General features: G+C 29.8%; 28 protein-coding genes and 2 other annotated features (1 of these 30 only partly in view). Of the genes, 19 read left to right on the top strand and 9 right to left on the bottom strand.

Annotated features, from left to right (window positions below; genetic code table 11):
* Positions 1 to 15, top strand: a binding site (T-box leader); it begins 234 nt to the left of the window's first position.
* 202 nt (positions 16 to 217) lie between these two features.
* Entirely contained in the window at positions 218 to 1,663 is a 1,446-nt protein-coding gene (gene proS / locus B5X81_RS22960) for a proline--tRNA ligase (protein WP_079495275.1), read from the top strand.
* A gap of 130 nt (positions 1,664 to 1,793) precedes the next feature.
* On the opposite strand, the gene B5X81_RS27940 is transcribed toward proS, so the two are convergent.
* From B5X81_RS27940 to B5X81_RS22940, 3 genes are all read right to left on the bottom strand, one after another.
* Entirely contained in the window at positions 1,794 to 2,171 is a 378-nt protein-coding gene (locus tag B5X81_RS27940) for a hypothetical protein (protein ID WP_139380445.1), read from the bottom strand.
* A 154-nt stretch (positions 2,172 to 2,325) separates the two neighbouring features.
* Positions 2,326 to 2,535 (bottom strand): hypothetical protein, encoded by a 210-nt coding sequence (locus B5X81_RS22950; RefSeq protein ID WP_079495272.1) that lies wholly within the window; start codon positions 2,533 to 2,535, stop codon positions 2,326 to 2,328.
* A 1,182-nt stretch (positions 2,536 to 3,717) separates the two neighbouring features.
* Positions 3,718 to 4,044 carry a helix-turn-helix domain-containing protein gene (locus B5X81_RS22940; RefSeq protein ID WP_079495269.1) on the bottom strand — a complete coding sequence of 109 codons (327 nt, stop codon included), beginning with the start codon at positions 4,042 to 4,044 and terminating at the stop codon, positions 3,718 to 3,720.
* Positions 4,045 to 4,260: 216 nt separating this feature from the next.
* Between B5X81_RS22940 and B5X81_RS22935 the strand changes: the two genes are divergently transcribed.
* The 3 genes from B5X81_RS22935 to B5X81_RS22925 all read left to right on the top strand — a co-directional run bounded on the left by B5X81_RS22935 (position 4,261) and on the right by B5X81_RS22925 (position 5,930).
* Complete coding sequence (locus B5X81_RS22935; RefSeq protein ID WP_079495267.1) at positions 4,261 to 4,542, top strand: hypothetical protein; 282 nt, start codon at positions 4,261 to 4,263, stop codon at positions 4,540 to 4,542.
* Between the two features lie 154 nt (positions 4,543 to 4,696).
* Positions 4,697 to 5,263, top strand: a complete 567-nt coding sequence (locus B5X81_RS22930) for an RNA polymerase sigma factor (protein WP_079495266.1) — start codon at positions 4,697 to 4,699, stop codon at positions 5,261 to 5,263.
* Positions 5,253 to 5,930 carry a hypothetical protein gene (locus tag B5X81_RS22925; RefSeq protein ID WP_079495264.1) on the top strand — a complete coding sequence of 226 codons (678 nt, stop codon included), beginning with the start codon at positions 5,253 to 5,255 and terminating at the stop codon, positions 5,928 to 5,930. The genes B5X81_RS22930 and B5X81_RS22925 overlap by 11 nt, the downstream gene beginning before the upstream one ends.
* Before the next feature lie 17 nt (positions 5,931 to 5,947).
* Here B5X81_RS22925 and B5X81_RS22920 read toward each other — a convergent pair whose 3' ends face one another.
* Positions 5,948 to 6,400, bottom strand: a complete 453-nt coding sequence (locus B5X81_RS22920) for a hypothetical protein (protein ID WP_079495263.1) — start codon at positions 6,398 to 6,400, stop codon at positions 5,948 to 5,950.
* A 373-nt stretch (positions 6,401 to 6,773) separates the two neighbouring features.
* Between B5X81_RS22920 and B5X81_RS27935 the strand changes: the two genes are divergently transcribed.
* A complete protein-coding gene (locus B5X81_RS27935) occupies positions 6,774 to 6,929 on the top strand; it encodes a hypothetical protein (RefSeq protein WP_208985123.1) in 156 nt (51 codons plus the stop codon).
* Positions 6,930 to 6,992: 63 nt separating this feature from the next.
* On the opposite strand, the gene B5X81_RS22915 is transcribed toward B5X81_RS27935, so the two are convergent.
* The gene (locus B5X81_RS22915) at positions 6,993 to 7,679 is read right to left on the bottom strand and encodes a hypothetical protein (protein ID WP_079495261.1); all 687 of its coding nucleotides are present in this window, start codon (positions 7,677 to 7,679) and stop codon (positions 6,993 to 6,995) included.
* Positions 7,680 to 8,144: 465 nt separating this feature from the next.
* Between B5X81_RS22915 and B5X81_RS22910 the strand changes: the two genes are divergently transcribed.
* Positions 8,145 to 8,900, top strand: coding sequence for an exodeoxyribonuclease III (locus B5X81_RS22910; RefSeq protein ID WP_079495260.1), 756 nt, complete (start codon positions 8,145 to 8,147; stop codon positions 8,898 to 8,900).
* Between the two features lie 147 nt (positions 8,901 to 9,047).
* Here the strand turns inward: B5X81_RS22910 and B5X81_RS22905 are convergent, their stop codons facing one another.
* On the bottom strand, positions 9,048 to 9,374 hold the full coding sequence (locus tag B5X81_RS22905) for a helix-turn-helix domain-containing protein (protein ID WP_139380443.1): 327 nt from the start codon (positions 9,372 to 9,374) through the stop codon (positions 9,048 to 9,050).
* Between the two features lie 460 nt (positions 9,375 to 9,834).
* On the opposite strand from B5X81_RS22905, the gene B5X81_RS22900 reads away from it, so the two are divergent.
* From B5X81_RS22900 to B5X81_RS22880, 5 genes are all read left to right on the top strand, one after another.
* Positions 9,835 to 10,026: a spore coat associated protein CotJA gene (locus B5X81_RS22900; RefSeq protein WP_079495257.1), complete on the top strand. Its 192-nt coding sequence runs from the start codon at positions 9,835 to 9,837 to the stop codon at positions 10,024 to 10,026.
* Positions 10,023 to 10,280 (top strand): spore coat protein CotJB, encoded by a 258-nt coding sequence (locus B5X81_RS22895; RefSeq protein WP_079495255.1) that lies wholly within the window; start codon positions 10,023 to 10,025, stop codon positions 10,278 to 10,280. The genes B5X81_RS22900 and B5X81_RS22895 overlap by 4 nt, the downstream gene beginning before the upstream one ends.
* Positions 10,281 to 10,301: 21 nt before the next feature.
* The gene (locus B5X81_RS22890) at positions 10,302 to 10,874 is read left to right on the top strand and encodes a manganese catalase family protein (protein ID WP_079495254.1); all 573 of its coding nucleotides are present in this window, start codon (positions 10,302 to 10,304) and stop codon (positions 10,872 to 10,874) included.
* Between the two features lie 479 nt (positions 10,875 to 11,353).
* Positions 11,354 to 11,614, top strand: a complete 261-nt coding sequence (locus tag B5X81_RS22885; RefSeq protein WP_079495252.1) for a cysteine-rich small domain-containing protein — start codon at positions 11,354 to 11,356, stop codon at positions 11,612 to 11,614.
* Positions 11,615 to 11,637: 23 nt separating this feature from the next.
* Entirely contained in the window at positions 11,638 to 12,408 is a 771-nt protein-coding gene (locus B5X81_RS22880; protein ID WP_079495251.1) for an NRDE family protein, read from the top strand.
* 77 nt (positions 12,409 to 12,485) lie between these two features.
* Here the strand turns inward: B5X81_RS22880 and B5X81_RS22875 are convergent, their stop codons facing one another.
* The 3 genes from B5X81_RS22875 to B5X81_RS22865 are packed head-to-tail and all read right to left on the bottom strand — an operon-like array spanning position 12,486 to position 14,864.
* Positions 12,486 to 13,256, bottom strand: a complete 771-nt coding sequence (locus tag B5X81_RS22875) for an acyl-CoA dehydratase activase (protein ID WP_079495249.1) — start codon at positions 13,254 to 13,256, stop codon at positions 12,486 to 12,488.
* A gap of 47 nt (positions 13,257 to 13,303) precedes the next feature.
* Positions 13,304 to 13,564, bottom strand: coding sequence for a DUF3343 domain-containing protein (locus B5X81_RS22870; RefSeq protein WP_079495248.1), 261 nt, complete (start codon positions 13,562 to 13,564; stop codon positions 13,304 to 13,306).
* Between the two features lies 1 nt (position 13,565).
* Positions 13,566 to 14,864 (bottom strand): double-cubane-cluster-containing anaerobic reductase, encoded by a 1,299-nt coding sequence (locus tag B5X81_RS22865; RefSeq protein ID WP_079495246.1) that lies wholly within the window; start codon positions 14,862 to 14,864, stop codon positions 13,566 to 13,568.
* 277 nt (positions 14,865 to 15,141) lie between these two features.
* On the opposite strand from B5X81_RS22865, the gene B5X81_RS22860 reads away from it, so the two are divergent.
* The 8 genes from B5X81_RS22860 to B5X81_RS22825 all read left to right on the top strand — a co-directional run bounded on the left by B5X81_RS22860 (position 15,142) and on the right by B5X81_RS22825 (position 26,311).
* Positions 15,142 to 16,743: a proline--tRNA ligase gene (locus tag B5X81_RS22860; protein WP_079495245.1), complete on the top strand. Its 1,602-nt coding sequence runs from the start codon at positions 15,142 to 15,144 to the stop codon at positions 16,741 to 16,743.
* A 204-nt stretch (positions 16,744 to 16,947) separates the two neighbouring features.
* Positions 16,948 to 18,429: a glutamate--tRNA ligase gene (gltX, locus tag B5X81_RS22855; protein ID WP_079495243.1), complete on the top strand. Its 1,482-nt coding sequence runs from the start codon at positions 16,948 to 16,950 to the stop codon at positions 18,427 to 18,429.
* Positions 18,428 to 18,653 (top strand) — a binding site (T-box leader). It overlaps the preceding gene by 2 nt.
* Before the next feature lie 108 nt (positions 18,654 to 18,761).
* Complete coding sequence (cysE, locus tag B5X81_RS22850) at positions 18,762 to 19,421, top strand: serine O-acetyltransferase (RefSeq protein ID WP_079495242.1); 660 nt, start codon at positions 18,762 to 18,764, stop codon at positions 19,419 to 19,421.
* A gap of 85 nt (positions 19,422 to 19,506) precedes the next feature.
* A complete protein-coding gene (cysS, locus tag B5X81_RS22845; RefSeq protein ID WP_079495240.1) occupies positions 19,507 to 20,901 on the top strand; it encodes a cysteine--tRNA ligase in 1,395 nt (464 codons plus the stop codon).
* A 101-nt stretch (positions 20,902 to 21,002) separates the two neighbouring features.
* Positions 21,003 to 21,356, top strand: a complete 354-nt coding sequence (locus tag B5X81_RS22840) for an AroM family protein (RefSeq protein ID WP_170917567.1) — start codon at positions 21,003 to 21,005, stop codon at positions 21,354 to 21,356.
* Positions 21,357 to 21,692: 336 nt separating this feature from the next.
* A complete protein-coding gene (locus B5X81_RS22835) occupies positions 21,693 to 23,459 on the top strand; it encodes an ABC transporter ATP-binding protein (protein ID WP_079495237.1) in 1,767 nt (588 codons plus the stop codon).
* A 1-nt stretch (position 23,460) separates the two neighbouring features.
* Complete coding sequence (locus B5X81_RS22830; protein ID WP_079495235.1) at positions 23,461 to 24,189, top strand: S8 family serine peptidase; 729 nt, start codon at positions 23,461 to 23,463, stop codon at positions 24,187 to 24,189.
* Entirely contained in the window at positions 24,176 to 26,311 is a 2,136-nt protein-coding gene (locus tag B5X81_RS22825) for a radical SAM peptide maturase, CXXX-repeat target family (protein ID WP_079495234.1), read from the top strand. Before B5X81_RS22830 ends, B5X81_RS22825 begins: the two co-directional genes overlap by 14 nt.
* The last annotated feature ends 2 nt before the right edge of the window (positions 26,312 to 26,313 follow it).

Below are 26,313 nucleotides of genomic sequence, written 5' to 3'. Positions count from 1 at the left end.
GCCTTCGTCTCTAAAATTAGAGACGGGGTTTTTTATTTTCTAGAATTCAAAGATTTTTCATGAAAACTATATCCATTAACCCTAGTGAATTCAAGAAATATAGAAAGTTATAAAATAATGTCAATAAAATATTGGAGCAGGTTGTTCTTTAAAGAAACTTAATAGAAAGACCCTAATACTTGCAACTTGTAACTAAAAAATAAAGGAGAGTGATGTAATGGGTAAAAATAATAAAGATTTTGTTAAAGAAATCACCCCAATGGAGGTTGATTTTCCCCAATGGTATACAGATGTTATTAGAAAAACTGACCTTGTTGACTATTCACCGGTAAAGGGATTTATGGTAATAAAACCATATGGATATGCCCTTTGGGAAAATATCCAAAGCTTTTTAGACGGAAGATTTAAAGATACTGGACATAAAAACTGCTATTTTCCTCTTTTAATACCTGAAAGTCTACTTCAAAAAGAAGCAGAGCATGTTGAAGGTTTTGCGCCAGAGGTTGCATGGGTAACCCATGGAGGAAAAGAAAAATTAGCAGAAAGACTTTGTGTTAGACCAACTTCAGAAACTATTATTTGTTCAATGTATTCAAAGTGGTTAAAATCCTATAGAGAGCTTCCATACCTGTATAACCAATGGTGTAGTGTTGTAAGATGGGAAAAAAGCACAAGGCCATTCTTAAGAACCTCAGAGTTTTTATGGCAAGAGGGTCATACATTACATGAAACCTATGATGAAGCCCAGGCGGAAACTATTCAAATGCTAAATATCTATAAGGAGATGGCTGAAGATTTACTTGCAATACCTGTAGTAACAGGAAGGAAAAGTGAAAGGGAAAAATTTGCAGGAGCATATGCTACCTATACTATGGAAGCCTTAATGCATGATGGTAAAGCTCTTCAGGCAGGAACTTCCCACAACCTAGGACAGCATTTTACCAAGGCCTTTGATATTTCATTCTTGGATAGAAATGGAGATATGCAAAATCCATATCATACTTCATGGGGAGTATCAACAAGACTTATAGGTGGAGTTATAATGGTACATGGAGACAATAGAGGGCTGGTATTACCTCCAAGACTTGCACCAAATCAGGTTGTAATCATACCAATAGCACAGCATAAAGAAGGAGTTCTAGACAAGGCCTATGAGCTTAAAAAGCAGCTTGATGATATGGGATTAAGAGTAGAGCTTGATGATAATGAAAACTACTCACCGGGCTGGAAATTCAATGAATATGAAATGAAGGGAGTACCTGTTCGTATAGAAATAGGTCCTAGAGATATTAAGAATAACCAAGTAATGGTTGCTAGAAGAGATACCTTAGAAAAAGAAGCAGTATCTATGGATGGATTAGCTGAAAATATAAATAGATTATTAGAAACAATCCAAAAAGACATGCTTGAAAAAGCAAGAAAGCATAGAGATGCAAACACATATTATGTAGAAAGCTTTGAAGACTTTAAAGAAAAAATGGAAGAAAAACCTGGATTTGCAAAGGCTATGTGGTGTGGAGATAGAGAATGTGAAGAACATGTAAAGGCAGAGACAGGGGCAACAATCAGATGTATTCCCTTTGAGCAGGAAGACCTTGGTGGCAAATGTCATTTCTGCGGCAAGGAAGCAAAGCATATGGTTTATATGGCTAAGGCTTATTAGTAAATAGAATATATTTTTAAGTTATAAACCTCCTAAGATATTATATTTTAGGAGGTTTATTAAACATAATTTTATTTTGCACTTGATGACACGTTTGCTAGGATTGGGCCTACTACCCAAAAGAGATATATTAAATAAATCTATCTAAATTCACATAGAATTCATTGTTTAGTTTAATAATGCGACCATGCCATTTTATTATAACAGGCATATTATTTACTAAACCAGAGTATGGAGTTTCATCTGATGATTGATATACCTTAAATTTTGTAATCAATTTATTGTTTTTATAAAACCACAATGTTATATAGGGTTCTTGTCGAAAATTTAATAATAACTCTTCTATATTTTGCTTTCGCATATAAATCCCACTATCACTAATGAGAATTTTATTTGCTTCTACATTTAACCGATCAGAATCATGTTCAATAATTACATTATCGGCGTGAAATGTTTCTAATAGATATATTGATATCATGCTAAATGATAATTGATATATTACGAACATAAGTGTTATATAAAAAATAGAGGCATAAAGCAACTTACGAGTTAAATATTTTCGCCAATTTGAACCAATATAGATAAAGAATATAGTAGTTATTAAAAAATAATAAGTACTAGGCAATTTAAAAATTCTAAGGATATCAATCATCTCCTATATGTTAGTTAAAATTAAAATAGTTATCAAGACCTGTATCCAATAAACCTTCATTATATAATACATCCATGATTTCATCCTCTTCACTTGAACTCATAAGATGTGTGGAATTTTCCTTAACGGGGTTTTTTATGAATGTTTTTTCAATATCTATTGCATTTAAGTTGAGATTCCCGTTTGCAATTTCTTTCTTAATTTTTTCAATCTTATTCATTTTAGTACTCAGTCTTGAATATTTTGGAGAACTCCCAATGTCAATTACGTCTGAAAAGCCTTTGTTTGTTTTGAGGATCAACATTATTTGTAGTCGCAAAACTTGAAACAGTTGAAAACAACATAGTAAATACTAATACTAAACTCAATATTTTTTTCATAATTTTACCTCATTTTAATATTATGGATGTTTTTCTATAGATAACCAAGTTGACAGTTTGAATTATACATTTTTCTATTTATTGAAATTTAAATCAATTGGTCTATAAAAAATTTATAGTATAATTTTAGTCTTAATATTGGTTATCTATAATGTAAAATATATGTACGCGTACAATTAAAAGCATTATAACATGAAAATAATGAAAAAATGTAGAGTGTAGAGACATTCTATAATGGACTGCTGAAAACTTTTCCGCTACTAAAACCTAACATAAGAGTAAGTTTATTCTATAGATGATAAAATATAATGTGAAGAGCCGTATGTCTAAATAGGGCACGTACGATTCTGTAGAGGAGCATGGGTAGTGATGCCTATGTTTACTCAAGAGAAAGGGGAGACAAATATGTCAAATAATCATAATGATGTATCAAAATGGAAAGATATATATGAACAAGGCATTGTCAAATTTGTAATTCGAAAATCTATCCCTATAGCAATTATTTACATTTTCTTTACCATTTATTTTTCTTCGAAAAGCCCTAATAAATTAAGTTCCTTAATTATATATAATACAACTGCTTTTTTTATAATAATGATAGGGTTTGTTATGTATTGGTTGAAAATTTCTAAAAAATATAAAAATACTAAATATTATAAAGAAAAATAAATAATAATTTAGGTTGTTTTTTTATAAGCTGAAAAATATTTGATGATTATAAAAAGATCATCTAAACTATATAGTATACTGTACCAAAAGTTGAACCGTAATATTGGATATATTGAAATTCTTATCTATATGTACTTATTTTATTAATTCAATTATAAATATATGAGGAAATTGCATAATACATATGAAGAATTTTAAAATCAATAATGCTAGTTATGCAGGCTTCTATATAGGGAGTTGTAATATTTCCTTTTCGTTCATTCTATAAATCACTCAAATGAAATATTACAACTCCCTAAGCTATATTTAAAAACAAAAAATTTAATTTGTTAGCACAACAGGTTAAATTATGATTAGGAATCTAAATGCCCAAACATAACCTTGATAACATCAATAGCCATCTTCTTTTCTTTATCGCTTCTATTATGAGTGAGTTGAAGCCATTGCTTTATCAAATTATCATCTTTGATATTAACAACAGAATCTAATAAATAGTCTATTGTAACTCCTAGAGCGTTAGCTATATTTACAAGAGTTTTAACTGTCATATTTCTTTCTCCACGTTCAACTCTTCCCATATATGTAAGAGAAATATTTGAATACTCCGCCAAATCTTCTTGTGTTAAACCTAATCTAAGACGTTCTTCCCGTATTCTTTTACCTAGCTTTACATTGTCCATAAAATCACTCCTCTATGCTTACTTTAACTGTAAATAGACGAAAAATTAACAGCCTATAGTTGGTATTTAATATTGACTATAGTGCATAATGTATGCTAAAATTTAACATATAATCCATTTTCCTAAATAAAAATAGGTTAATTCTATTGAGATAAAGGTTTATGTAGAAAAATAGAAATAAGCTTTAAGAATGAAGAAGTATAGAGGAGGGTTCTTATGGGAAAATCTAAAGGGGGGATATGTAAGAAAATAAAGAAAATAATATATATTTATAGGTGTATATCATATAAAAACTATAAAATTAACTACATAAGAAGATTATTGAAGGAATTGAAAAGGTTATATAGGGTTACAGATAATACAAAGGATGAAATCTTTGACTTAAATGGACTTGATGATTATCTTTATAAAACAATGAAGGAATTTGAAATAATTATCAAGATAGAACTATTAAACAAGAAGATTTTAAAAGAGTTTATGAGAAAAGAGATATTTTAGAGATATAATTAGCTTATTATTTATTAGGATTACTAATATCTTTCTTGTTTAATAAAATAAAAAATATACTTCGACAAAGTTTACTTTTATTTTTAACTAAATTATTTTATTATGTTTGTATATAAATTTTAGTAAGGTGGGTGATAATTTGTCGATGTCATTTTTCAATATATTGTCTAATAAAAAGACTTTAGACTTTAAACAAGAAGCTTGTCTATATAAAAAATATTACAAAACAGTTTACAGGACAATATATTATTGTATAAAGAATAAAGAAATTACTAAAGAACTAACCAATGAAGCTTTTATTACTGCCTTTGAAAAATTTTATACATTAAAAGATATTTCAAAGTTTAAAAGCTGGATATGTGCTATAGGGACAAACTTAGCTAAAAAATATATTCAAAAGAATAGCAAACTCTATTTTATTGAAGATTATAATAATTTAAGTATAGTAACAAACAATATTGAGAATGAAATAATAGAAAAAATGGATAGAGAAATGAAGTTAGATTATATAAAAAAATCTTTAGAAAAAATAAATCCTCAGTATAAGGAAATTATAATTTTAAGATATTACTGTGACATGACATACATAGAAATTGCTGGACACCTTGATATTAGTATAGGAACTGTAAAATCGAGAATCAGCAGAGCTAAAAAACAAATTATTAATGAGGTGCAGATCATTGAAAAAGAAGGTGTTAATTATGCCAGATAATGAAAGGTTAGATTCTTTAATTGAAGAAACTTTAAAAGCTGAAATTGAAAGTGTTAATGTTAGTGATGAAGAAATAGAAAGGGAATGGGAAAAAATAAGAATTAAAAGGAAAGGTTTCCGTTATAAAAAAATATTATCGATTGTAGCTATTGTAATATTAATATTAGCAGTAATTAATCTAAACACTAATAAATCTTATTCTTGGAAGACATTTAAAATCTTTGATATTATAGGTAAAGAAAATAAAAAAATAATCAATGAAGGTTCATCTACCCATAGTCAATCCAATATCAATGTTGAAAAAATGGAGATAGATATAAATGGAGCTAGGGATATAATATCATTTAAATTTAAAGAACTTCCTTATGAAATAGAGAAAGTATATGTAGTAGGAGATAAAAAAATTATAATAGAATATATAACAGATAAGGGGAATTTAGAATTAATACATAAGTTAGAAGGTTTAGAAACAAATAATACTATGGAGATTAATAAAGATAGTAATATAGAAAAGATTAAAATTAATAAAAGCATTTATAACTATATAAACATTAATGATAAAATAACAAAGCTAATATGGACAGAAAATGCTATAAGAACAAATATTACCGTATATTATCATTTAACTATAGAAGAATCTAAAAAAATAATATCAGAATTAAAATAAGATGCCTTTTGGGCCTCCTATTTTTTATTTACAATTATTGATTTAGTATTAGAAGTGTCCTTTTCTGTTTTTCCATTATGCGTTAATTTATGGATAGCATATGCTCTATATTGGCCACTGGATAATGGTTTTATTGACAAATAGACATCAGCTTTTTTACTATCATTTACAGTGCTGGTTTTACTATCTATAGTAACCCAAGACCCGTTACTATACCTTTGGATATATACTTTAACATATATACTAGTAACATCAATGTATGTATTAGTATAAGCAGAAGCTACCAACCGATTATCGGATATATAGAAGTCAATTGAACATCCATTATCTATTAGGTATTCATGTGATGATGTCCTATTTACAATAGTACCATCATTTAATATCTTAGCCTCCTTAGTTTGACCAAAAGATAAAACACTAAATACTAGAAATATGGTGATAATAATTATTAAAGTTACTGATCTTTTCATGAAATTTCCCTCCTTAATTTTTAGTTTCACTAATTATAGAGTAATTAAAAAGCAATATGTTCCCTAAAATAAGAAAAAAATTCTTTAACCTTAAAAAATAAATTTATAAAATAAATATATAATTAAGCAAATTGCATAATTACCTTCTCAAAAAACTAACTACCATATATAGTTTCAAAAACTTCAGATACATACCATCAAAATATATTTTATTCTAAAAAATTAAATTAAGGATAATATTTGCATATGCAATTTTACCAAATTAGAGTTATACAATTTCCTCAATTTTTACAGACAAAAGGATCTTCGTACACGAAGATCCTTTTGTGTTATAGAAATTATATGCTATTACCTTTTTGCTTCATAAAATCCCATGATTAATAGTAAAATAGGTAAAAACCAAACTAAAAAAGGAAGCGTTTCCCAAATGCTTTCTGACAAATCTCTTGTGATTGAGGAACGATATAGTTGTAGAAATTTAGCACTAACTATTAGAATAGAAAATAAATATATGCTAGAGATTATGTAACTATTCGCCATCCTTCTTTTATTCAATATTACACCCCATCTTTATTATAGCATTAATTATATATTAATATCCATCAGGCTTTTCAGAATCTTCCATTAGATAGTAGAAATATTCAGGCATTTCTCCATCCCTTGGAATGTAAGTTCTAACCCATTTTTCATCTTTTTGTTTTCCTAGCCAATCAAATGTGCGAACATACCCTTCGGTATAATTCATAACTGGTGCAATTTCAACCCAACCATATTTTTTAGGACTAACTTCAAAAGAATGTTCTTCTTTATATGTTTCAGAACTATTCCAGCCTAATGACATACCACCTCTAACAGCAGATTTTTCATTACTTGACAAATTAATTGTAAATTCTGCACCTACTTTTTTTTCATATGAAAATGCAAATTTTGATTTTGATGATGTGTTATTGTATTGTACATTACTATCTACACTTCTAAGATCACTTCTTTCTTTGCTTCCAGTTTCTTCTTCATCATATCTATACCAGTCATCTGTCATTCCTAATGGCTTTACATCTTTATTATTTACAGAATTAATTATTTGTTTCTTTTCTGCTTGCAGGTTTTCCAATATTCTATCATGTTCTTCTTTGGTTATCTCAACTAAATTTCCATTTTCGTCTTTTATAAATATTGCTTTCACTTTTGGATCAGATGCACCTTGGATGGCAAAGGCACTTACAGACATAGACAATAATAATGTTAAACACAAAATTAAAGATATAGTTTTTCTAAACATTATTTTTTCCTCCTAAATTTTTTTAAACATTCCAAATTTCATGGTTGGCCAACCTATCTCAAGAATGTTTCACTTAATATAGATTAAGTTATATGAAAAATGTTCCCAAAAACCAAAAACTTTTTAATTAAAATCAATAAGTTTTATAAAAACTCTTAATTGAGCAAACTGCATAATTATTTTCTGTAAAAACTATCTAATACATATAGTTTTAAAATCTCCAAAGACATACCATATATATTATGCAATTCTGCCAAGTTAGAATTATGCAATTTCCTCAATTATTTATATAGCAGTTATAAAAATAATTATTACTTATAGTGGTTTATTTGTTCTATCATAGAGTATTTTTTTATTAGAATATAATATTTTTTGATAACTTATATCTTTCTTCCAAGAAAACAAATGACAAAGCCGGTGCTAATTGATAGAATAAAACTATATATATAAATGGAGGTAAAAATTATGAAACTAATTTCTTGGAATGTTAATGGACTAAGGGCCTGTGTAAAAAAGGGTTTTTTAGATTACTTTAATGATATGGATGCTGATATATTTTGTGTTCAGGAAACTAAATTACAAGAAGGACAAATTGATTTGGACCTAAAGGGGTACAATCAATATTGGAATTATGCAGTGAAAAAAGGTTATTCCGGTACAGCAGTATTTACAAAGAAAGAGCCTTTATCAGTAAAATATGGCTTGGGAATTGAAGAGCATGATCAGGAAGGTAGAGTTATAACTTTAGAATTTGAAAAATTTTATCTGGTTAATGTGTATACTCCAAATTCTCAGAGAGAATTGGCAAGACTTGATTATAGAATGACTTGGGAAGATGTTTTTAGAAATTATTTATTAGAGTTAAATTCACAAAAACCAGTTATTTTATGTGGAGACCTCAATGTGGCCCATAAAGAAATTGACCTCAAAAACCCTAAAACAAATAGAAAAAATGCAGGATTTACCGATGAAGAAAGAGCAAAAATGACTGAGCTGTTAGAAAGCAGTTTTATAGATACATTCAGATATTTTTACCCAGGTAAAGAAGAAGTTTATACCTGGTGGTCTTATATGAGAAAGGCCAGGGAAAGGAATTCAGGCTGGAGAATAGATTATTTTATTGTATCTGAAGGTTTAAAGGAGTTTTTAGTAGATGCTGAAATTCATTCAGATGTAATGGGAAGTGATCATTGTCCAGTAGTATTAAAAATAGATTTATAAAGATAGACTAAATATTATGATTTTTTAATCTAAGATGAAATTTTAAAAAGCTAAGCCAAGATAAATTTAATTTATAAAATTTAAGTCTTGGTTTAGCTTTTTATATGTATAACTAACATTAGAACCTATAATATTTTAGAGCCATTTCTATTTGTCTTCTTCAGCTTTAGCCTTAAACAACTTTCTCGATTCCTTTATAATATTTGAAATAAAATTGAATTCTGTATCATCTAAATTATATAATAAAGATTTAACAGCGTCATATTTTGTAACTTCAGTGGAATCATTTGATTTTAATAAAGAATCAATTGATATATCAAATACTTCAGCAACAGTAATAAGCTTTTCTATGCTTAATCCTCTAGCCCCTCTTTCAACAAGCCCTAAAAAAGAAGGAGAAAGATCGATTAACTCTGAAAGCTGTTCAATAGTCAAATTTCTTTTAGTACGTTCTTCTCTAATTCGTTTGCCCATTATATTTAAGTCATATTTCAATACTACCACCTCTATAATAAATTTATAATTTAAAAGAATATAATACCAGTTACTAATAGACAATATAAAATGGATTCTTAAAGAATTGACTTGATAATAGTGTTATGTTATTATTAAAATAAACACATGGGAAAAATTGAAAAATATATAAAGAAATAGGAGCTTTTACATAATACATGGATTTTAGACAATGAACAAAGGAGGATAAAAGATGTTATTAGGGGTTCCTTTTGAAGAAAAATTAAAGATTCTTATATTTTTATTTTTAATGCTCATAATTACTTTGGGAATTGAAAAAGTTAGAGAGATTAGGAGAAAATAAAATCATTATAATTTTTTAGAGAGTTCATCTATAATATTTTGAGCTCTTTTTTTTATACACATTTCTATATATTAATGAATATTATGATATGGAACGTTAATAAAGAGAGGTGAAAATATGAATAGTGAGCATAAAACTAAAAATATGACTATGGGGAAATGGCAATTAGCAAGACCCTATATAGTAAGTCAGCCCTATACAAACCTATTTTCTTTAGAGGAGGCTCTAAAAAGAGGAACTATTTTTGCAGACCTCTATAAACCATATATAAACAAGGAAAGCAAGTTTGGGAAGGAGGAGAATAAATGAAGCATGAAATGGGAAGAAGTGATTTGTTAAGAAGGATTCAAGAAGTTGAATTTGTAGCTTTAGATATAAATCTATATCTTGATACCCATCCAGATAATATGGAAGCATTAATGGATTATAATAAATATGTATATGAGCTTGATCAGTTAAAGAGAACGTATGAAATGAATTATGGACCATTATTAAACTTTGGATTTTCTCCAAGTCAATATCCCTGGAGATGGATAGAGGAACCATGGCCTTGGGAAATATAGTATTAAAGGAGGTAAAAATATATGTGGATTTATGAAAAGAAATTACAATATCCTGTTAGAGTAGATAGCTGTAATCCTACTTTAGCACAAATGATGTTAGAACAGTTCGGCGGGCCAGATGGAGAACTATCAGCAGGGATAAGATATTTAAGCCAAAGATATACTATGCCTACAAATGAAGCAAAGGGTATATTAACTGATATAGGCACTGAAGAATTGGCCCATTGGGAAATAATTGCAACAATTATGTGGAAATTAGTTAAGGATGCTCCAATAGAACAGATTAAGGGAACTGCATTTGAAGCCCATTACGTTAGCCATGGCAAAAGTCCTTTCCCCCATAGTGCAGGAGGATATGCATGGACGGCAGCCTTTATACAGTCTAAGGCAGATCCAGTTGCTGATCTTCATGAAGATATGGCCGCAGAGCAAAAAGCAAGGGCCACTTATGAGAACCTTATAAATATCACTGATGACCCAGGAGTAAAAGATGCTTTAAGATTTCTTCGTGAAAGAGAAGTTGTACACTATCAGCGTTTTGGAGAAGCACTTATGGGTGTATACGATGTAAAGAATTCAAAGAAATTTTATTAAGAACTAAGATTAAAATAAATTATTATAATTTATAATGTGAAATCAAATTAACCTGTTGTGCTAGTAAATTCTTTTCATTCATGCTACAAGCCTAATTTTTCATAGGATTTTGAAGAGGGAAACAAGTTTATAAAAAAGTCTTTTATAAAGCTTTTAAATTGTAGACTTTTTTGAACCACATGAAGGGAATTATATTCGTTCATAATTTGGTAAGATTATAATTTCCTATGTGTTATAAAAATCACTCAAATGAAATATTAAAACCTTAGATATAATAACTGGCACAACAAGTTAAATTATTTAAATATAAAATCAATGAATCAACGATTTCTTTCACAGTCCCTTTATGCTTTAAAAAGCTTTTCTCTTCATAAGCAGACCTAATTTTGAAATGGATTGGTAAGAATTATAATGTGCAGTTTGTAACATAGAAGTAATACATGTTATAATAGAAGAGCAAAATAAGGAGGGGACAAGTTATGAGTGAAAATTTTAAATTTGTGCAAAATACTAAATGTGAATACTTTCCTTGTCATAAGGTAAAAGATAATGAAAAGTTCAATTGTCTTTTTTGTTTTTGTCCACTTTATGCATTAAAGGACAAATGTGGCGGAAACTTTAAATATAATCATGGAACAAAAGATTGTAGTGATTGTACTATTCCCCACTTAGAAAATGGATATGATCATATTATGTCTAAAATAAATAAGGTAATTGAAATTGGCAGTGAGAGAGATTAGATATTTACAAAGGAAGAATGAATATGTGTATAATTTTTTTTGCATACAAGGCTCATCCACAATATAAACTTGTATTTGCTGCAAATAGGGATGAAATTTATGAAAGGCCTACAAAAAGTGCAGAGTTTTGGAAGGACTATCCCAACGTATTAGCCGGGAGGGACTTAGAGAAGAATGGAACATGGATGGGTATAAGTAAAAGGGGAGATTTTTCAGCAATTACAAATTATAGGGATTTTTCCTTGCTTATTGATGATCCAATAAGTCGCGGTAATTTGGTTAAGGATTATTTGATTAAAGGGTATTCGCCTAAGACCTATATGGAAAAGATCAAGGATGAGAGACAAAAGTACAACCCCTTTAACCTTTTGGTGGGAAATACTTCTGCTTTGTACTATTACTCTAATGTCGATAATAAAATAAAGGAAATAAGGCCTGGAATTTATGGACTTAGCAACGCACTTTTAGATACGCCATGGCCTAAGATCATAAGAGGTAAAAAGAGGTTTAAGGAAATGATTAATTCCAATAGAGAAATTGATTTTAGTGATTTATACAGAATTCTCTTTGATAAATGGTCTCCAAAAGATGAAGAATTACCTGATACTGGAATAGGTATAAGGCGGGAAAGAATTCTCTCTTCTATTTTTATTGAAAGCCCGAATTATGGAACTAGAGCATCAACCCTTCTATTAATAGATGTTAAAAACCATGTGACGTTTATAGAGAAAAGTTTAAAAAATATTAGTACTAGAGAGTGGAATGAAGTTAAATATGAATTTGATATTATATAGTAAATAAAACCCATTACAAAGGATTAATAATGGGTTTTATTTTAACTTTGTGACTAAATTATAAATAAGGAATTCTATTACTTGTTTAATAGATTCCAGCCAATAACAGCTGCTCCCAATGCTCCAACTATTTGAGAATCTTTTGGAGCATATAAATTTTTACCCATTTCCTTTTCTATCATTTTTTTTATAACTGCAGATTTAGCCACACCTCCTGTAAAGGCTATAGTATCAACGAGACTTACCTTGTTTAATATAGAGGTACCTCTGTTTGCAATGGAATAAACTATTCCAGCCGCTACCCTTTCTTTAGGTAAACCTTTAGCCAGAAGACTTATAACTTCAGATTCAGCAAAAACAGTGCACATGCTGGTTATTGGTTCAGGCTTTACATTGTCGGTTATGTCATCTAAATCACTTACATCCACTTCAAGTACATTAGACATTACTTGAAGAAATCTTCCTGTACCTGCAGCACATTTGTCATTCATTGCAAAGTCAATTACATTGCCATTATTATCAAGGCTTATTACCTTACTGTCCTGACCGCCAATGTCAAGAATAGTTCTTACATTGCTGTTGAGAAAATGAGCACCTTTACCATGGCAGGTTATTTCTGTAACAGTTTTATCTGCAAAGGGCATAGATATTCTACCATATCCGGTACCAATTATTTTTTTAACTTGTTTTTTATCTATATTTACTTTATTAATCAATAAGTCTATAGCTTCCTTAGCAGCTGTCTTTGGACTCCATCCAGTAGGGATAATGATTTTTTCAATCATTTTGCCATTAAAAAGAACGGCCTTAGTTGCCACAGAACCTGAGTCGATTCCAACTGAATACATTATACTGCCTCCTATATATAACTAAATTAACTTGTTGTGCTAGTAAATTAAAAATTAAATAAAGAACTTTTCTTTTTTTCTAGATTATAGATTCCTTCTGTATTGATACTGGGATTTTCAGCTAAAATTTCTTTTATCCTAGAAGTATCCTCTGGGTCAATTCGTATGGAAATGCCGCAGCATTTACTTAAAGCCCTTGGAGTTGGAACAATAGTATACTTTATATGATTATACTTTAAAAGTTTTTCAAGGGCCAAACCATCGGAGTGACTTGGAAAGAGAATATAGGTTTCAAATTTTCTATCCATTTTATTTAGATACAGCTGCCTGCTTATTAGTTTCTAGCATTTCAAAGAATGCTTCGAGTCTAGTTTTTAGCTGACCGGCATCTTGCAAGCTATAGCCTGTTTCGATCATAATTACTGGTATACCTTCTTTATCAAGGGCATCCTTAACCTTTTTGAATTCAGTGGCATATGTTTGGCAAAATGGTAGAGTAAAGTATACAACCCCATCAGCTTTGTATTCTTTGTAATATTTAATTATATCTTCTATTCTTCCAGGATTAGGAGTGAAGCAGGCACAGTTGATGTTTAAATACCTATCGGCTAAGGCCTTCATTTGTTCTTCTAAAGTTTTGCCATCTTCCTTAACTAGATTTTCAAAGTATCTACTACCTGTACAAGTTTCTTCACATACAACAGCTCCACCGCTACTTTCAATAATATGATGAAGCTTCCAATTGGGAATAGCCATAGGAGTTCCAGTTACTAAAATTCTAGGAGTATCTTCTTTAAATACCGATATACCTTTTTCAATTCTGTTATCTAATTCATCACATAATTCACCTGTTTTTTCTATAAATCTTTCGGGATTGTCATAAAAAGCTATTTGTGATATTAAAAGAGCGTCTTTACCGCTTATAGGAAGCTTATTTGCTTTTCTAGCATCATAGAGTCTTTTTAGGACTTTGCGTTTTTTATTAATTAGTTTGATACTTTTAGCTAAATTTTCTACAGTAACTTTATTGCCAGTTAAGTTTTCTAATCTTTCAATGAATAATTTTATTTCATCTTGCCAGTGTAAATTATCCTTTTCCCTTTTCATTTGTGGAAGATCCATAACATGAACTGGTATATATTCATTTAAAATTTCCCATGCTTTTTTCTTTCCATCACAAGTGGTTTCACCAACGATAAGATCGCATGATTGAAAATAGGGACATGTTCCAGAAATCTTTGCACCAACAGAGGCCTTTACCAATGGACATGTATTTCTTGGAAGAACCTTTTCCCCAGCCGGTTCCCAAAATTCTGAGCCACCGCATAATCCAACACTAACAGCACCAGTAGCATTTATTACTTCATCAGGAACAAAAACACAAAAGGTTCCAATGACTTTTTCATTTTTTTCTTTATGTTCTAGAAGCTCTTTAATTCTAAGGCCATGAACTTCAGATACAACAAAGTTAAAGTAGTTCATACCTTCAGGACGATTCTCCTGTGAAAGATAGATGTCTCCATAAAATTTAGGTAATATTTCACAAAGCTCATCATGTTTTTCTACATCCATTTCAAGTGATTTCCACATATCTCTATAATCGGCCATCTTATAACCCTCCTCAAATTTATATAAACAAATTTACCTTCTTAAAATTATATAATAAATAGGAAGAGCTATTTATCAATATAGAAAATTACAATAGAAAAACTTTTAACATAGAAAAAATTTATATAATATTTCATGAAATTTTAATCTTGATTATTTATAGGGAAACAATCTCAAAACTTAATATATAGAAGTCCACCTTTGACATTGTTTCAATATAAATAATAAAAACTGTTATAATAAATAGTATATATAAATTTGTTAGGAGAGATAAAGCATGCGAATGACAAAGTTAGCTGGAAAAACCTCTAAGAAGATTGATGGAGAATTTAATATTGCAAGTCAAAAGCTTTTGCTAAGATCAGGAATGTTTAGAAGCGTTTCTGACGGAGTATACTCGGTATTACCTTTTGGATCAAAAACAATGGATAAGCTTTTACATCTGTTGACAAGAGAACTTGAACAAAGAGGTTTTCAAAGAGTATATATACCATCGGATAAAGAATTTGAAAAGACAGCCAGTCTCACTTTGAGAAATGATATGAAATCATATAAAGACTTTCCAATATCTATATATGATATATTTATATCACAGCGTGAAAAGATAAAAATAAAGGACGGTTTAATAAAATCTAAAAGATATACTAATCTAAGGACTTGTAGTTTTTTCGAAGATGAAGAAGCATTAATTCAAGGATACGATGATATAAAGAATCTTTACAAATCGAAGCTTAAGGATATGGGTTTAAATATCTTTACCTTGCAGTCCCATAATGAAAAAAGGTCGGGAGCTAGGGCTGAAGAATTTGTATACTCTTGCAATAGGGGAGATAGAAAAATTTTCAAATGTGAGAAATGCCGATATAAAGCCTTTGAGGAAATGTCTGATTTTCATATTGAAGAAATTGAGATTGATGATAAGGAGATAGAAGCTGTTTATACTCCAGATATAAAAACTATAAAGGAATTGGAGGAGTTTTTAAATATAAACTCTAAAGATTTAGCAAAAACATTATTAATTAAGGTAAAAGAAGAAATTTTGGCAGTGGTTATAAGGGGAAACAGAGAACTCAATCCATATAAGCTTGCCAGTGTTTTAGATGTGGCTGTAGAGGATATAGAAATGGCAGAGTATGAAGAAATTGACGGCAGTATTGAAACTGTTCCTGGATTTGTTGGTCCCGTTGAACTTCAAGGTGTTAGAATAATAGTAGATAGAGAAATAACCAAGGCAGGATCATTAATAACTGGAGCCAATAAAAAGAATTATCATCTAAAAAATGTAAAGTATGAGCGGGATTTTGAAGGAGACTTAGTGGCCGATGTGAGCTATATTTTGGGTGAGGATAAATGTCCATTATGTGGTGGTACGCTAAATAAAGAACATGGAATATCCATAGGAAAAATTTTAAACCTGGATAAAATAAATTATATTAAAAATATGCTATATAAGAATAAAGAAGGAAAGCCTATGGGGATTTATGGTATCTCAAGCTATATGGACATATACAAGCTCATAAGTATTATAGTAGAAGAAAATCATGATAAAGATGGTATAATATGGCCTTTGGCTTTAGCTCCCTACCATGTAATAATATCAATATTAAATACTAAAAAGGAGGATCAAAATTCTTTAGGAGAAAGAATTTATAATGAACTAAAGAATAAAAAGATAGATGTAATAATTGATGATAGAAAAGAAAGGGCAGGAGCAAAGTTTTACGATGCTGATCTTTTGGGTATTCCCATAAGAATAGTAGTAGCAAGGGGTTCCAGTGAAAATAAAGTGGAGTTCAAACTTAGATGGGAAAATGAAAGGGAAGAATTAGATGCTGATAAGGCCATAGAGAAAGTATTTAATATTCTTGGTATTAGCTAAAATCAAATTATTTGTTTTAACATCCATTAGAAAGACTACAGGACTTAGAAATTACAACTTTGAACTTAGAACTACAATAGCATCGAAACATGCTTTTATACAATTCCCTTGATACAAAAATATATTTAGGATATAATAATCTAATATAATAAATATTTAAGTAAAGCTATGCGGTTAGTTGAATTACATATAGGAGGTAAAATAATGACTGTAAGATTAAGATTTGCTCCAAGTCCTACTGGATATGTTCATATAGGAAGTTTGAGAACTGCTTTATATAACTACCTTTTCGCAAAAGGAAATGGTGGAAAATATATTATTAGAATAGAAGATACCGATAGAACCAGATATGTAGAAGGTTCTATAGAAAATTTACTTAGCTCGATGGAGTGGGCAGGAATTACACATGATGAAGGTCCAATGTTTGAAGATGGTAAGCTTGTTGTAAAAGGTGAGTATGGCCCCTATACACAATCTGAAAGGCTTGATATATATAAAGACCATATTGAAAAACTTTTAGAAAGCGGACATGCATACTATTGTTTTTGTTCTAAAGAAAGATTAGATAAAATTCGAGAAGAACAAAAAGAAAAGGGCGAAATGCTTGGATATGATGGCCACTGTAGAAATATTCCAATGGAAGAAGCTAAAAGAAGAGTTGCAAATGGTGAACCCCATGTTATAAGATTAAAACTACCTAAGGATAGAGAAATAGCATTTAATGATTTAGTAAGAGGAAAAGTTATAATGAATACAAATGATTCTGACGATCAGGTTCTCATAAAATCCGATGGATTTCCCACATATCATTTTGCCGTTGTAGTAGATGACTATTTGATGGGTATTACCCATATGGTTCGTGGAGAAGAGTGGCTGCCCTCTACTCCAAAGCAGATAATTCTATATGAAGCATTTGGATGGGAACTTCCGAAGTTTGCACATCTACCTAATATTCTTAGCAAGGAAAAGAAAAAATTAAGCAAAAGACAGGGGGATGTGGCAGTAAAAGATTTCAAAAACAAGGGATATCTGCCAGAGGCACTGGTTAATTATATAGCTCTTGTGGGCTGGAGTCCTGAAGAAAATAAAGAAATAATGACAATGGATGAAATGATAGAAAGCTTTTCCTTTGATAGGGTGTCAAAAAGTGGCGGAGTATTTGATGTTGATAAACTGAACTGGGTAAATGAACATTATATAAAAGAAGCAGATATAGATAGGCTTACAAAGCTATGTATACCTTATCTAGTACAAGCAGATATGGTAAAGGAAGAAGAACTTAATGAAAAATATGAATGGGTTAAAATGATAGTAGAAACTGCAAGAGAGAGAATTTCAACCCTAAGTCAAATATCTGATTATGCTAAGCAATTCTTTGGAGAAGAAGTAAAGCCTGAAAATGATGATGTTATAAAAATGTTAAAATTGGAACATGTTCAGGACCTTTTGAATACACTTAAAGATAAGATAAAAAATGCTGATGTTATTGATGCAGTATTTGGTAAAAAAGTATTCAAAGTGATTCAAAAAGAAACCGGAGTTAAAGGAAAGAATCTATATATGCCTATAAGGGCTGCCCTTACAGGTCAACTCCATGGACCGGATATAGATAAAGTAATAGCTATAATTGGAAGAGAAAATCTTATTAAAAGAATAGAGTATGTAGAAAGAAATTATATATTGTAATATGGCATTGATTAGGAGAGTAGACTTGTTGATGTTTTTAGAGAAGGACTGTCACCGGCTGAAAGCAGTCCCAAACTAGATTACAGGTTGAAGTGCACCTATAAGTCTAAGGCTGAAATATACATGCAAAAGTAGGTCTTACGGGTAGCTCCGTTAAAGGCTATTTGAGAGAGATGTTATTACGTCTAATCAGAGTGGAACCGCGGATATTCCCCGTCTCTGGATTTTTCCAGAGGCGGGGTTTTTTGCATAGAAAAATTTAGAATCTTTTCACGTTTTGTGTCAATAACAGTGAGCATGAATATAGATAGTGAGAAAGGAGGAAGAGAAACATGTTTAAGGATTTTTTTGAATATCTAGACGCTATTATTGAAAGGGACCCTGCTACCAAAAGTAGGTTGGAAGTAATATTATGTTATCCATGTGTTCATTCAATATTGCTTCATAGAATAGCTCATTTTTTCTACAAAAGAAAATTCATTGTAATAGCCCGCATTATTTCACAATTGAGCAGATTTCTCACCGGAATAGAAATACATCCCGGTGCAAAAATAGGAAAAAGATTTTTTATTGACCATGGAATGGGTGTAGTTATAGGGGAAACAACAGAAATAGGAGATGATGTAACAATTTATCAGGAAGTTACCCTTGGAGGTACAGGAAAAGATACGGGAAAAAGACATCCTACAATAGGAAATAATGTGGTGATTGCTGCTGGAGCAAAGGTATTAGGACCCTTTAAGGTAGGAGATGATTCAAAAATAGGATCAGGTTCTGTTGTATTAAGTGAAGTGCCTCCTAACTGTACAGTAGTGGGAGTTCCTGGTAAAATTGTTATAAAGGATAATGTAAAGATTAAAGATAGTAAAAAACATGGTGCTGATCTTGATCAAGTAAGACTTCCAGACCCTATAGCAAAGGAACTGGAGTGTTTAAGAAAAAGAGTAGTAAAATTAGAAGAAAAACTTATTTATAAAGATGAACAACTTTAAATTAATATAAATTAAGTTTTGCTATTGGAAATCTATACAGATATTCCAGCAAAATAGTTAATTTATACAGAAAGGAGAAATTAAGATGAAGCTATTCAATACTTTGACTAGAAAAAAGGAAGAGTTTGTACCAATTACTCCAGAGGAAGTAAAGATGTATGTCTGCGGACCTACAGTATATAATTTTTTTCACATAGGTAATGCTAGACCCTTTATAATATTCGATACTTTAAGAAGATATTTAGAATATAGGGGATATAAGGTAACATATGTTCAGAATTTTACAGATGTAGATGATAAAATAATAAAAAAGGCAAATGAAGAAGGGGTAGAATCAAAGGAGATTAGCAAAAAATATATTGAAGAATATTTTAAAGATGCTGATGCAATAGGTATAAAGAGGGCAACTATACATCCAAAGGTTACAGAAAATATAAGCGACATAGTTAATTTTATAAAAAATCTTGTTGAAAAGGGATATGCCTATGAAGTTAATGGAGATGTATACTATGACACATCTAAGTTCAAAGAATATGGAAAATTATCTAGGCAAAGCATTGAAGAGTTAGAATCCGGTGCTAGAATTGAGGTAAATGAAACAAAGAAGCATCCAACTGATTTTGCCCTATGGAAAAAACAAAAACCCGGCGAGCCAAGTTGGAACAGTCCCTGGGGAAAGGGAAGACCAGGATGGCATATTGAGTGTTCGGTTATGTCAACAAAATATTTAGGTGAGACTATAGATATCCATGCAGGAGGACAGGATTTAATTTTTCCCCATCATGAAAATGAAATAGCACAAAGTGAAGCCTTTACAGGAAAGCCCTTTGCAAGATATTGGGTTCATAATGGATATATAACTATAAACAACGAAAAGATGTCAAAATCAAAGGGGAATTTTTTTACCGTTAGAGAAATAGTAAATGAATTTGATCCAGAAGTTGTTAGGTTTTTCCTACTATCAGCCCATTATAGAAATCCAATAAACTTCAGCAGAGAATTAATACAGCAGGCAAAGAACGCATTGGATAGATTATATAATTCTAAGGAAAATCTAGAGCATCTAATAAAAAATGCAAGTAAAAATGAAATGAAGGATGAAGAAAAGGAAATATTTAATGAGTTATTGAAATACAAGGATAAATTTATAGAAGCAATGGACGATGATTTAAATACAGCCGATGGAATTTCAGCTATATTTGAGCTTGTAAAATCAATAAATACCAATATAAACCCAGAGTCTTCAAAGGAGCTTATTCAAAAAAGTCATGAATTATTTAATGAACTTACTAATGTGCTGGGAATAGTAAATAAAGAAAAGGAAATACTTGATGAGGAAATTGGAAAACTTATTGAAGAAAGACAAAAAGCCAGAAAAGAAAAGAACTATGCCTTAGCTGATAATATAAGGGATGATTTGAAGAATAAGGGTATTGTACTTGAAGATACTCCCCAAGGGGTTAAGTGGAAGAGGATATAGTTATATTTTAAGAGGAAGTTTTCATAAATGTTAAGGGCAAAGAGAGCATATCAAATATATTATGTTCTCTTTACTTTATTTTTGAAAGGTAAAGTATAGTTTTGTATTTTGAAGGTTTTAAAGGTAAAGAAGTGGAAGCCTTTTTAAAAAGCAGAGAGGGTAAAAATGTAACCGTTCAAACAGTATTAGGTAAAAAAGGTAGTACTGATTTTATTAAAATTATTACTATAGGCCAATCTCCAAGAATAGATCTTACACAAAATATTAAGGATATATTGAATAGAGATATAACTATAATTGAAGTAGTTGTATTAGACAAGTATACATATGAAGAGGTACTTAAAGAATTTAGTCCAAATGACAATGAAGATATACTTGCTTCTAGAATGAGAGATGGCACACAAGTAATGCTCACGAAAGAAAAAGTTAGTAATGAGCTGCAGATATTAAATTAATATCTTATAAAGCATATATTTAGTCATGAAATAACATTTGTCCATAAAAACAGATAAAATATAATATAATTATGCAATTCAGGACAATAGATGTATGTTTTATGATGAAAATGTCTACATTTTAAAGAAATTATGCTATAATTTTACATATAAAGAAAAAATATAGCTATATTTCAATAAATTCCATAATAATAAGGAAACTATTTAATCCCATGCTACATATTGTTACTGACAAATTTTTAAATTGAACTTTATGATATGAAGAAATATCAATAGAGTTATATAAGAAAAAAGATATTATTGATATAGAAATATTATAAAGAAAGTGTGGAAATAATGAAATTTTTATCTCGAAAAGATATTTTGCTTCTGAAAAGAACTCTTAGCTATACCATATCATATAGAGTAAAATTGTTTTTCACATTAGTAACTGTATTAATGAGAATAGTTTTTGACATTGTACAGCCATTAATGTGGGGGAAGATGATAGCGACACTGTTTGAGAAAGATTATAATAGTGTACTCATAAGTATTCTAATAATATTTGTACTAAATATATCCCAATCTAGCATAGAACTAATAAAATCATATCTTTTTACATCTTTAAATTCAAACATTACCTACAACATAAAGCATGATATATATAAAAAAATATTAAATTTACCAGTAAAGGCATTTGATGAAATGAGGACAGGTGATTTCTTATCAAGATTAGAGGGAGATGCAATATCAATTGCAAATATAATTTCTAATCATTTTTTGATTGGATTTGTTGATATCTTAAAAGTCATTGCAATTGGAATTACTATTTTTAGCATTAATATACCATTGTCTGTCATAATTATTTGTTCCTTTCCTATTTCATTTATTATATTTATAAAATTTGGGAATATATTACGAAAGAAAAATAAAGAAGCAGCACAATTAAGAGATAATTACTATAGTAACATTCAGCAATCTATACAAGGAATTAGAGAAATAAAGAGCTTAGGGATAAAGGATTATAGCTATAAATTATTTTCGACGACATCAAATAAATTAAAGGATTCGACAATAAATTTAAACTTTACTAGTGTATTATCAAGTACCTTGGCAAGAGCAATGAATTATTTATCAGAGGCTGCAGTGATGGCTTTTGGTATTTTTTTAATATCAAAAGGATCACTTTCCATAGAATACTTTATTGCTTTTTCGTCATATTCACATAATTTTTCGCTTGCATTAATGAATATTACTAAATTGAATTCAAGCATACAGAGTACTATGACTTCGTTAGAAAGAAGCTTTGAAATAATTGATGATATGCTGTATTCAAGTGAAAAATTTGGTTGTCGTGAAGTTAAGGAAATAAATGGAAATATAAAGTTGGAAAATGTATGTTTCAAATATAGGGACAATAAAAAGGTATTGAATATGATAAACTTTGAGATCAAGCCTAATAAAAAGATTGCCATTGTAGGTAGCAATGGTAGTGGTAAGACAACTATTTTTAATTTGCTTCTTAGACTGTATGATTATGATTCTGGAAGAATATTAATTGATGATATAGATATTCAAGATTTTAATGAACAATCTCTTAGAAATCATATTTCTGTAGTATTACAAGAACCCTTTTTATTTAATATGTCTATTAAGGACAATTTATCAATAGCGAATCTAAAAGCAAATGAAGAAGAGCTTATAAATGCTTGTAGATCAGTATATATACATGACTTTATAATGAGTTTACCTGAAGGATATGACACTATTATAGGAGAGAATGGTGTTACTCTATCAGGTGGTCAAAAACAAAGATTAGCAATAGCTAGAGCTTTAGTAAAGAAATCGAAAATTATACTTTTGGATGAAGCAACTTCATCACTTGATAATGAATCACAGCTTTATCTCAAAAAAACTATTGATGAAATTTCTAAGAAGCACACTGTTATTATAATTGCACATAAATTTTCTTCAATTAATAATGTGGATGAAATAATAGTAATTGATGAAGGGGAAGTTGTAGGACAAGATTCCCACAAGAAATTAATAAGTAATAGTAAAGTATATAGACATTTATATGAAAATGAATTTAAAGAATTTAAAAATGTAAAAGAGGTGATTTGACATAACAAAAAAACAATTACATAGAAAACCCGTTACTGTTGCTGTAGTTGATAGTGGAATTGATACAACCATAGGGGATTTATATAAATCTGTTAAGCTATCTACAAAATTTATAATTGATAGGCAAGGCTATATTGTTGAAGATAATGACAAGAAAATTTTACACCCCCACGGAACAGTAATTGCCTCGATAATCTCATCCATATGCAAGAATATAGAATTTATAAGCATTAATATACTTAATGAGAGATTGGTTTCTGATGGAAGAGTATTGGTACATTCGTTAAAAAAGATACTACTATATAGTCCAGATATTATACATCTAAGTCTAGGCACAACAAGTCCTAGGTACATATTTCAACTGAAGAGGATAGTTAGAAAGGCTATTAAAAAGAATATTATAATTGTATGCTCCGCAAATAACCATGGGTTAAAGTCATATCCCGCCTATTTAAAAGGAGTTGTAGGAGTTAAAGCAAGTAGTAACGATATTAACGCAGGTATTAAGTATGAAAATGGATTTTTTTACGCACCATCTATGGTCATAGATGAATTTAATTTAATAAATATATCCAAGAGAAAGCAATTAAAGGGAACTAGTATTTCCGCTGCCTATATCACAGGGTGTCTTGCCTTGATAAAATATGAACAAGGCAGTATAAAAAATGATGATATTATAGAGAAATTGAAAGTTCTGATAAAAGGAGGAATATATAATGCAAGCAAATAAGGTAATGATGGGAAAGCTTCCTAGAGCTTGGGGAAATAGTGCTAAATCCATTACTTTTTGTGTTACCGAAGAATGTAACTTAGCATGTAAATATTGTTATATGACTGGTAAAAACAACCGTAATAAAATGAGTTTTGATATAGCAAAAAAAGCAGTTGACTATTTTTTATCCAATAGAGAACTTTTTAATGAAGAAAGTGTTGTATGGGATTTTATAGGTGGGGAACCTTTTTTAGAAATAGACTTGATTGATAAAGTATGTGATTATATAAAACAGCAAATGTTTTTACTTGATCATCCGTGGTTTAATAGCTATAGAATATCCTTTACAACAAATGGAATGTTATATGGTACACAAAAGGTACAGAATTTTATTAAGAAGAATAAAAACCATCTATCTATAAGTGTAAGTATTGATGGAAACAAAATGAAACACGATCTCCAAAGAATAAAACCCGATGGTAGAGGCTCCTATGACGATGTAATGAAAATAGTTCCTCTATGGCAAAGCCAATTTCCAGGGACTGATACTAAAGCTACATTTGCTCATGAAGATTTACCTTACCTTAAGGATAGTATAATTAGTTTATGGAACATTGGAATAAACTATGTTTCAGCTAATGTGGTGTTTGAAGATGTGTGGCATGAAGGTGATGACGTAATATTTGAAAATCAATTAAAGAGTTTGGGAGATTACATTATTGAAAATGAATTATGGAAAAACTATTCTGTAAGATTTTTTGACCCTAAAATTGGTTTTCCATTAATGAAAGATAATTTGAGTAGAAATTACTGTGGAGCAGGTAAAATGATAGCTGTTGATTACAAAGGTGACTTATTTCCATGTATTAGATTTACAGATTTTACCCTTAACAATAAAGAAGGAGTATGTATTGGAAATGTTGTTGCGGGAATTAATCTAGATAAGCTTAGACCATTTAAAGCATTGACACTAGCAAATCAAAGTAAGTCAGAGTGTATAAACTGTGATGTGGCAGCTGGTTGTGCATGGTGTACAGGCTTTAATTATGATGCGTCAGAGTCTGATACTATATATAGCAGAGCAACTTATGTATGTAAGATGCATAAGGCCAATGTACGAGCTAATGAGTATTTTTGGGATAAACTCTCTAAGACAATTGGTATAGAAAATCCAAGGGATAATCAAAGAAAATTACGAGATATACAGAATGTTGAACAAGAGATTGTCAAAGACAAGTTTTTGTTTTTTATTTTATCAGACGATATAACTCCACATTGTAATTACATAAACTGGCAGGGAACAAAGAATAAAATGAGTAGAAATGTATTTAGTAAAGGTATGGAATTCTGTAAGGAAAATAATTTTATTCCAGTATTTCTAGGCAGTGAAGGAGTAGATGAAGGTAAGGGTATTAGGTTGGTGAATAGTAAGGCAAAAAATATTCAAGATGATAATATTGTTATCTATGATGATAATATTGCAGGAAGATCCTTAAATTTAGATAATTGTATACTGCTTGTTTCTAAGAAAAATATTAAAAACCTTTTTACCTTTATTAAGGAGTTATATCCTAATAAACAAAGAATTAATCTAATACTTAAAGACATTGATAAATGGGAGACTAAAGAAGTTAAAGCTTACGAAAATCAGCTGCAGATGGTTGCAGATTTTATATTTGATACTTATAAACAAGGAAGCCCAATAGAGTTAAATGTACTTACAGATATTATGAATCTAGAAAGTATGTATAATTGCGATTGTGGAATTACTACATTTGCCCTTGCACCTAATGGGAAAATATATATTTGTCCTGCATTTTATTTTGATAATCCGAATGATAGTATAGGAGATATCAGAAATGGTATTAAGATAAAAAATAAAGAACTATTAAAGTTGGAAAAAGCCCCTATTTGTTCAATATGTGATGCATATCATTGTCGAAGGTGTAGATATTTAAATAAAAAACTTACAAATGAAATAAATACACCATCAAAAATTCAATGTGTTATAGGGCATACGGAAAGAAAGATTGCTATGTATCTACAGAAAAAGTTGATTAAAGGAAAATATACTACTTCCCAAAACATATTGGCTAAGATCGATTATTTAGATCCGTTGGATAAAATTGTAAATCAATAAGG

It is taken from the genome of Maledivibacter halophilus (assembly GCF_900167445.1).
In the GTDB taxonomy this organism is placed as follows: domain Bacteria; phylum Bacillota; class Clostridia; order Peptostreptococcales; family Caminicellaceae; genus Maledivibacter; species Maledivibacter halophilus.
This window is presented reverse-complemented; position numbering and strand designations above follow the sequence as displayed.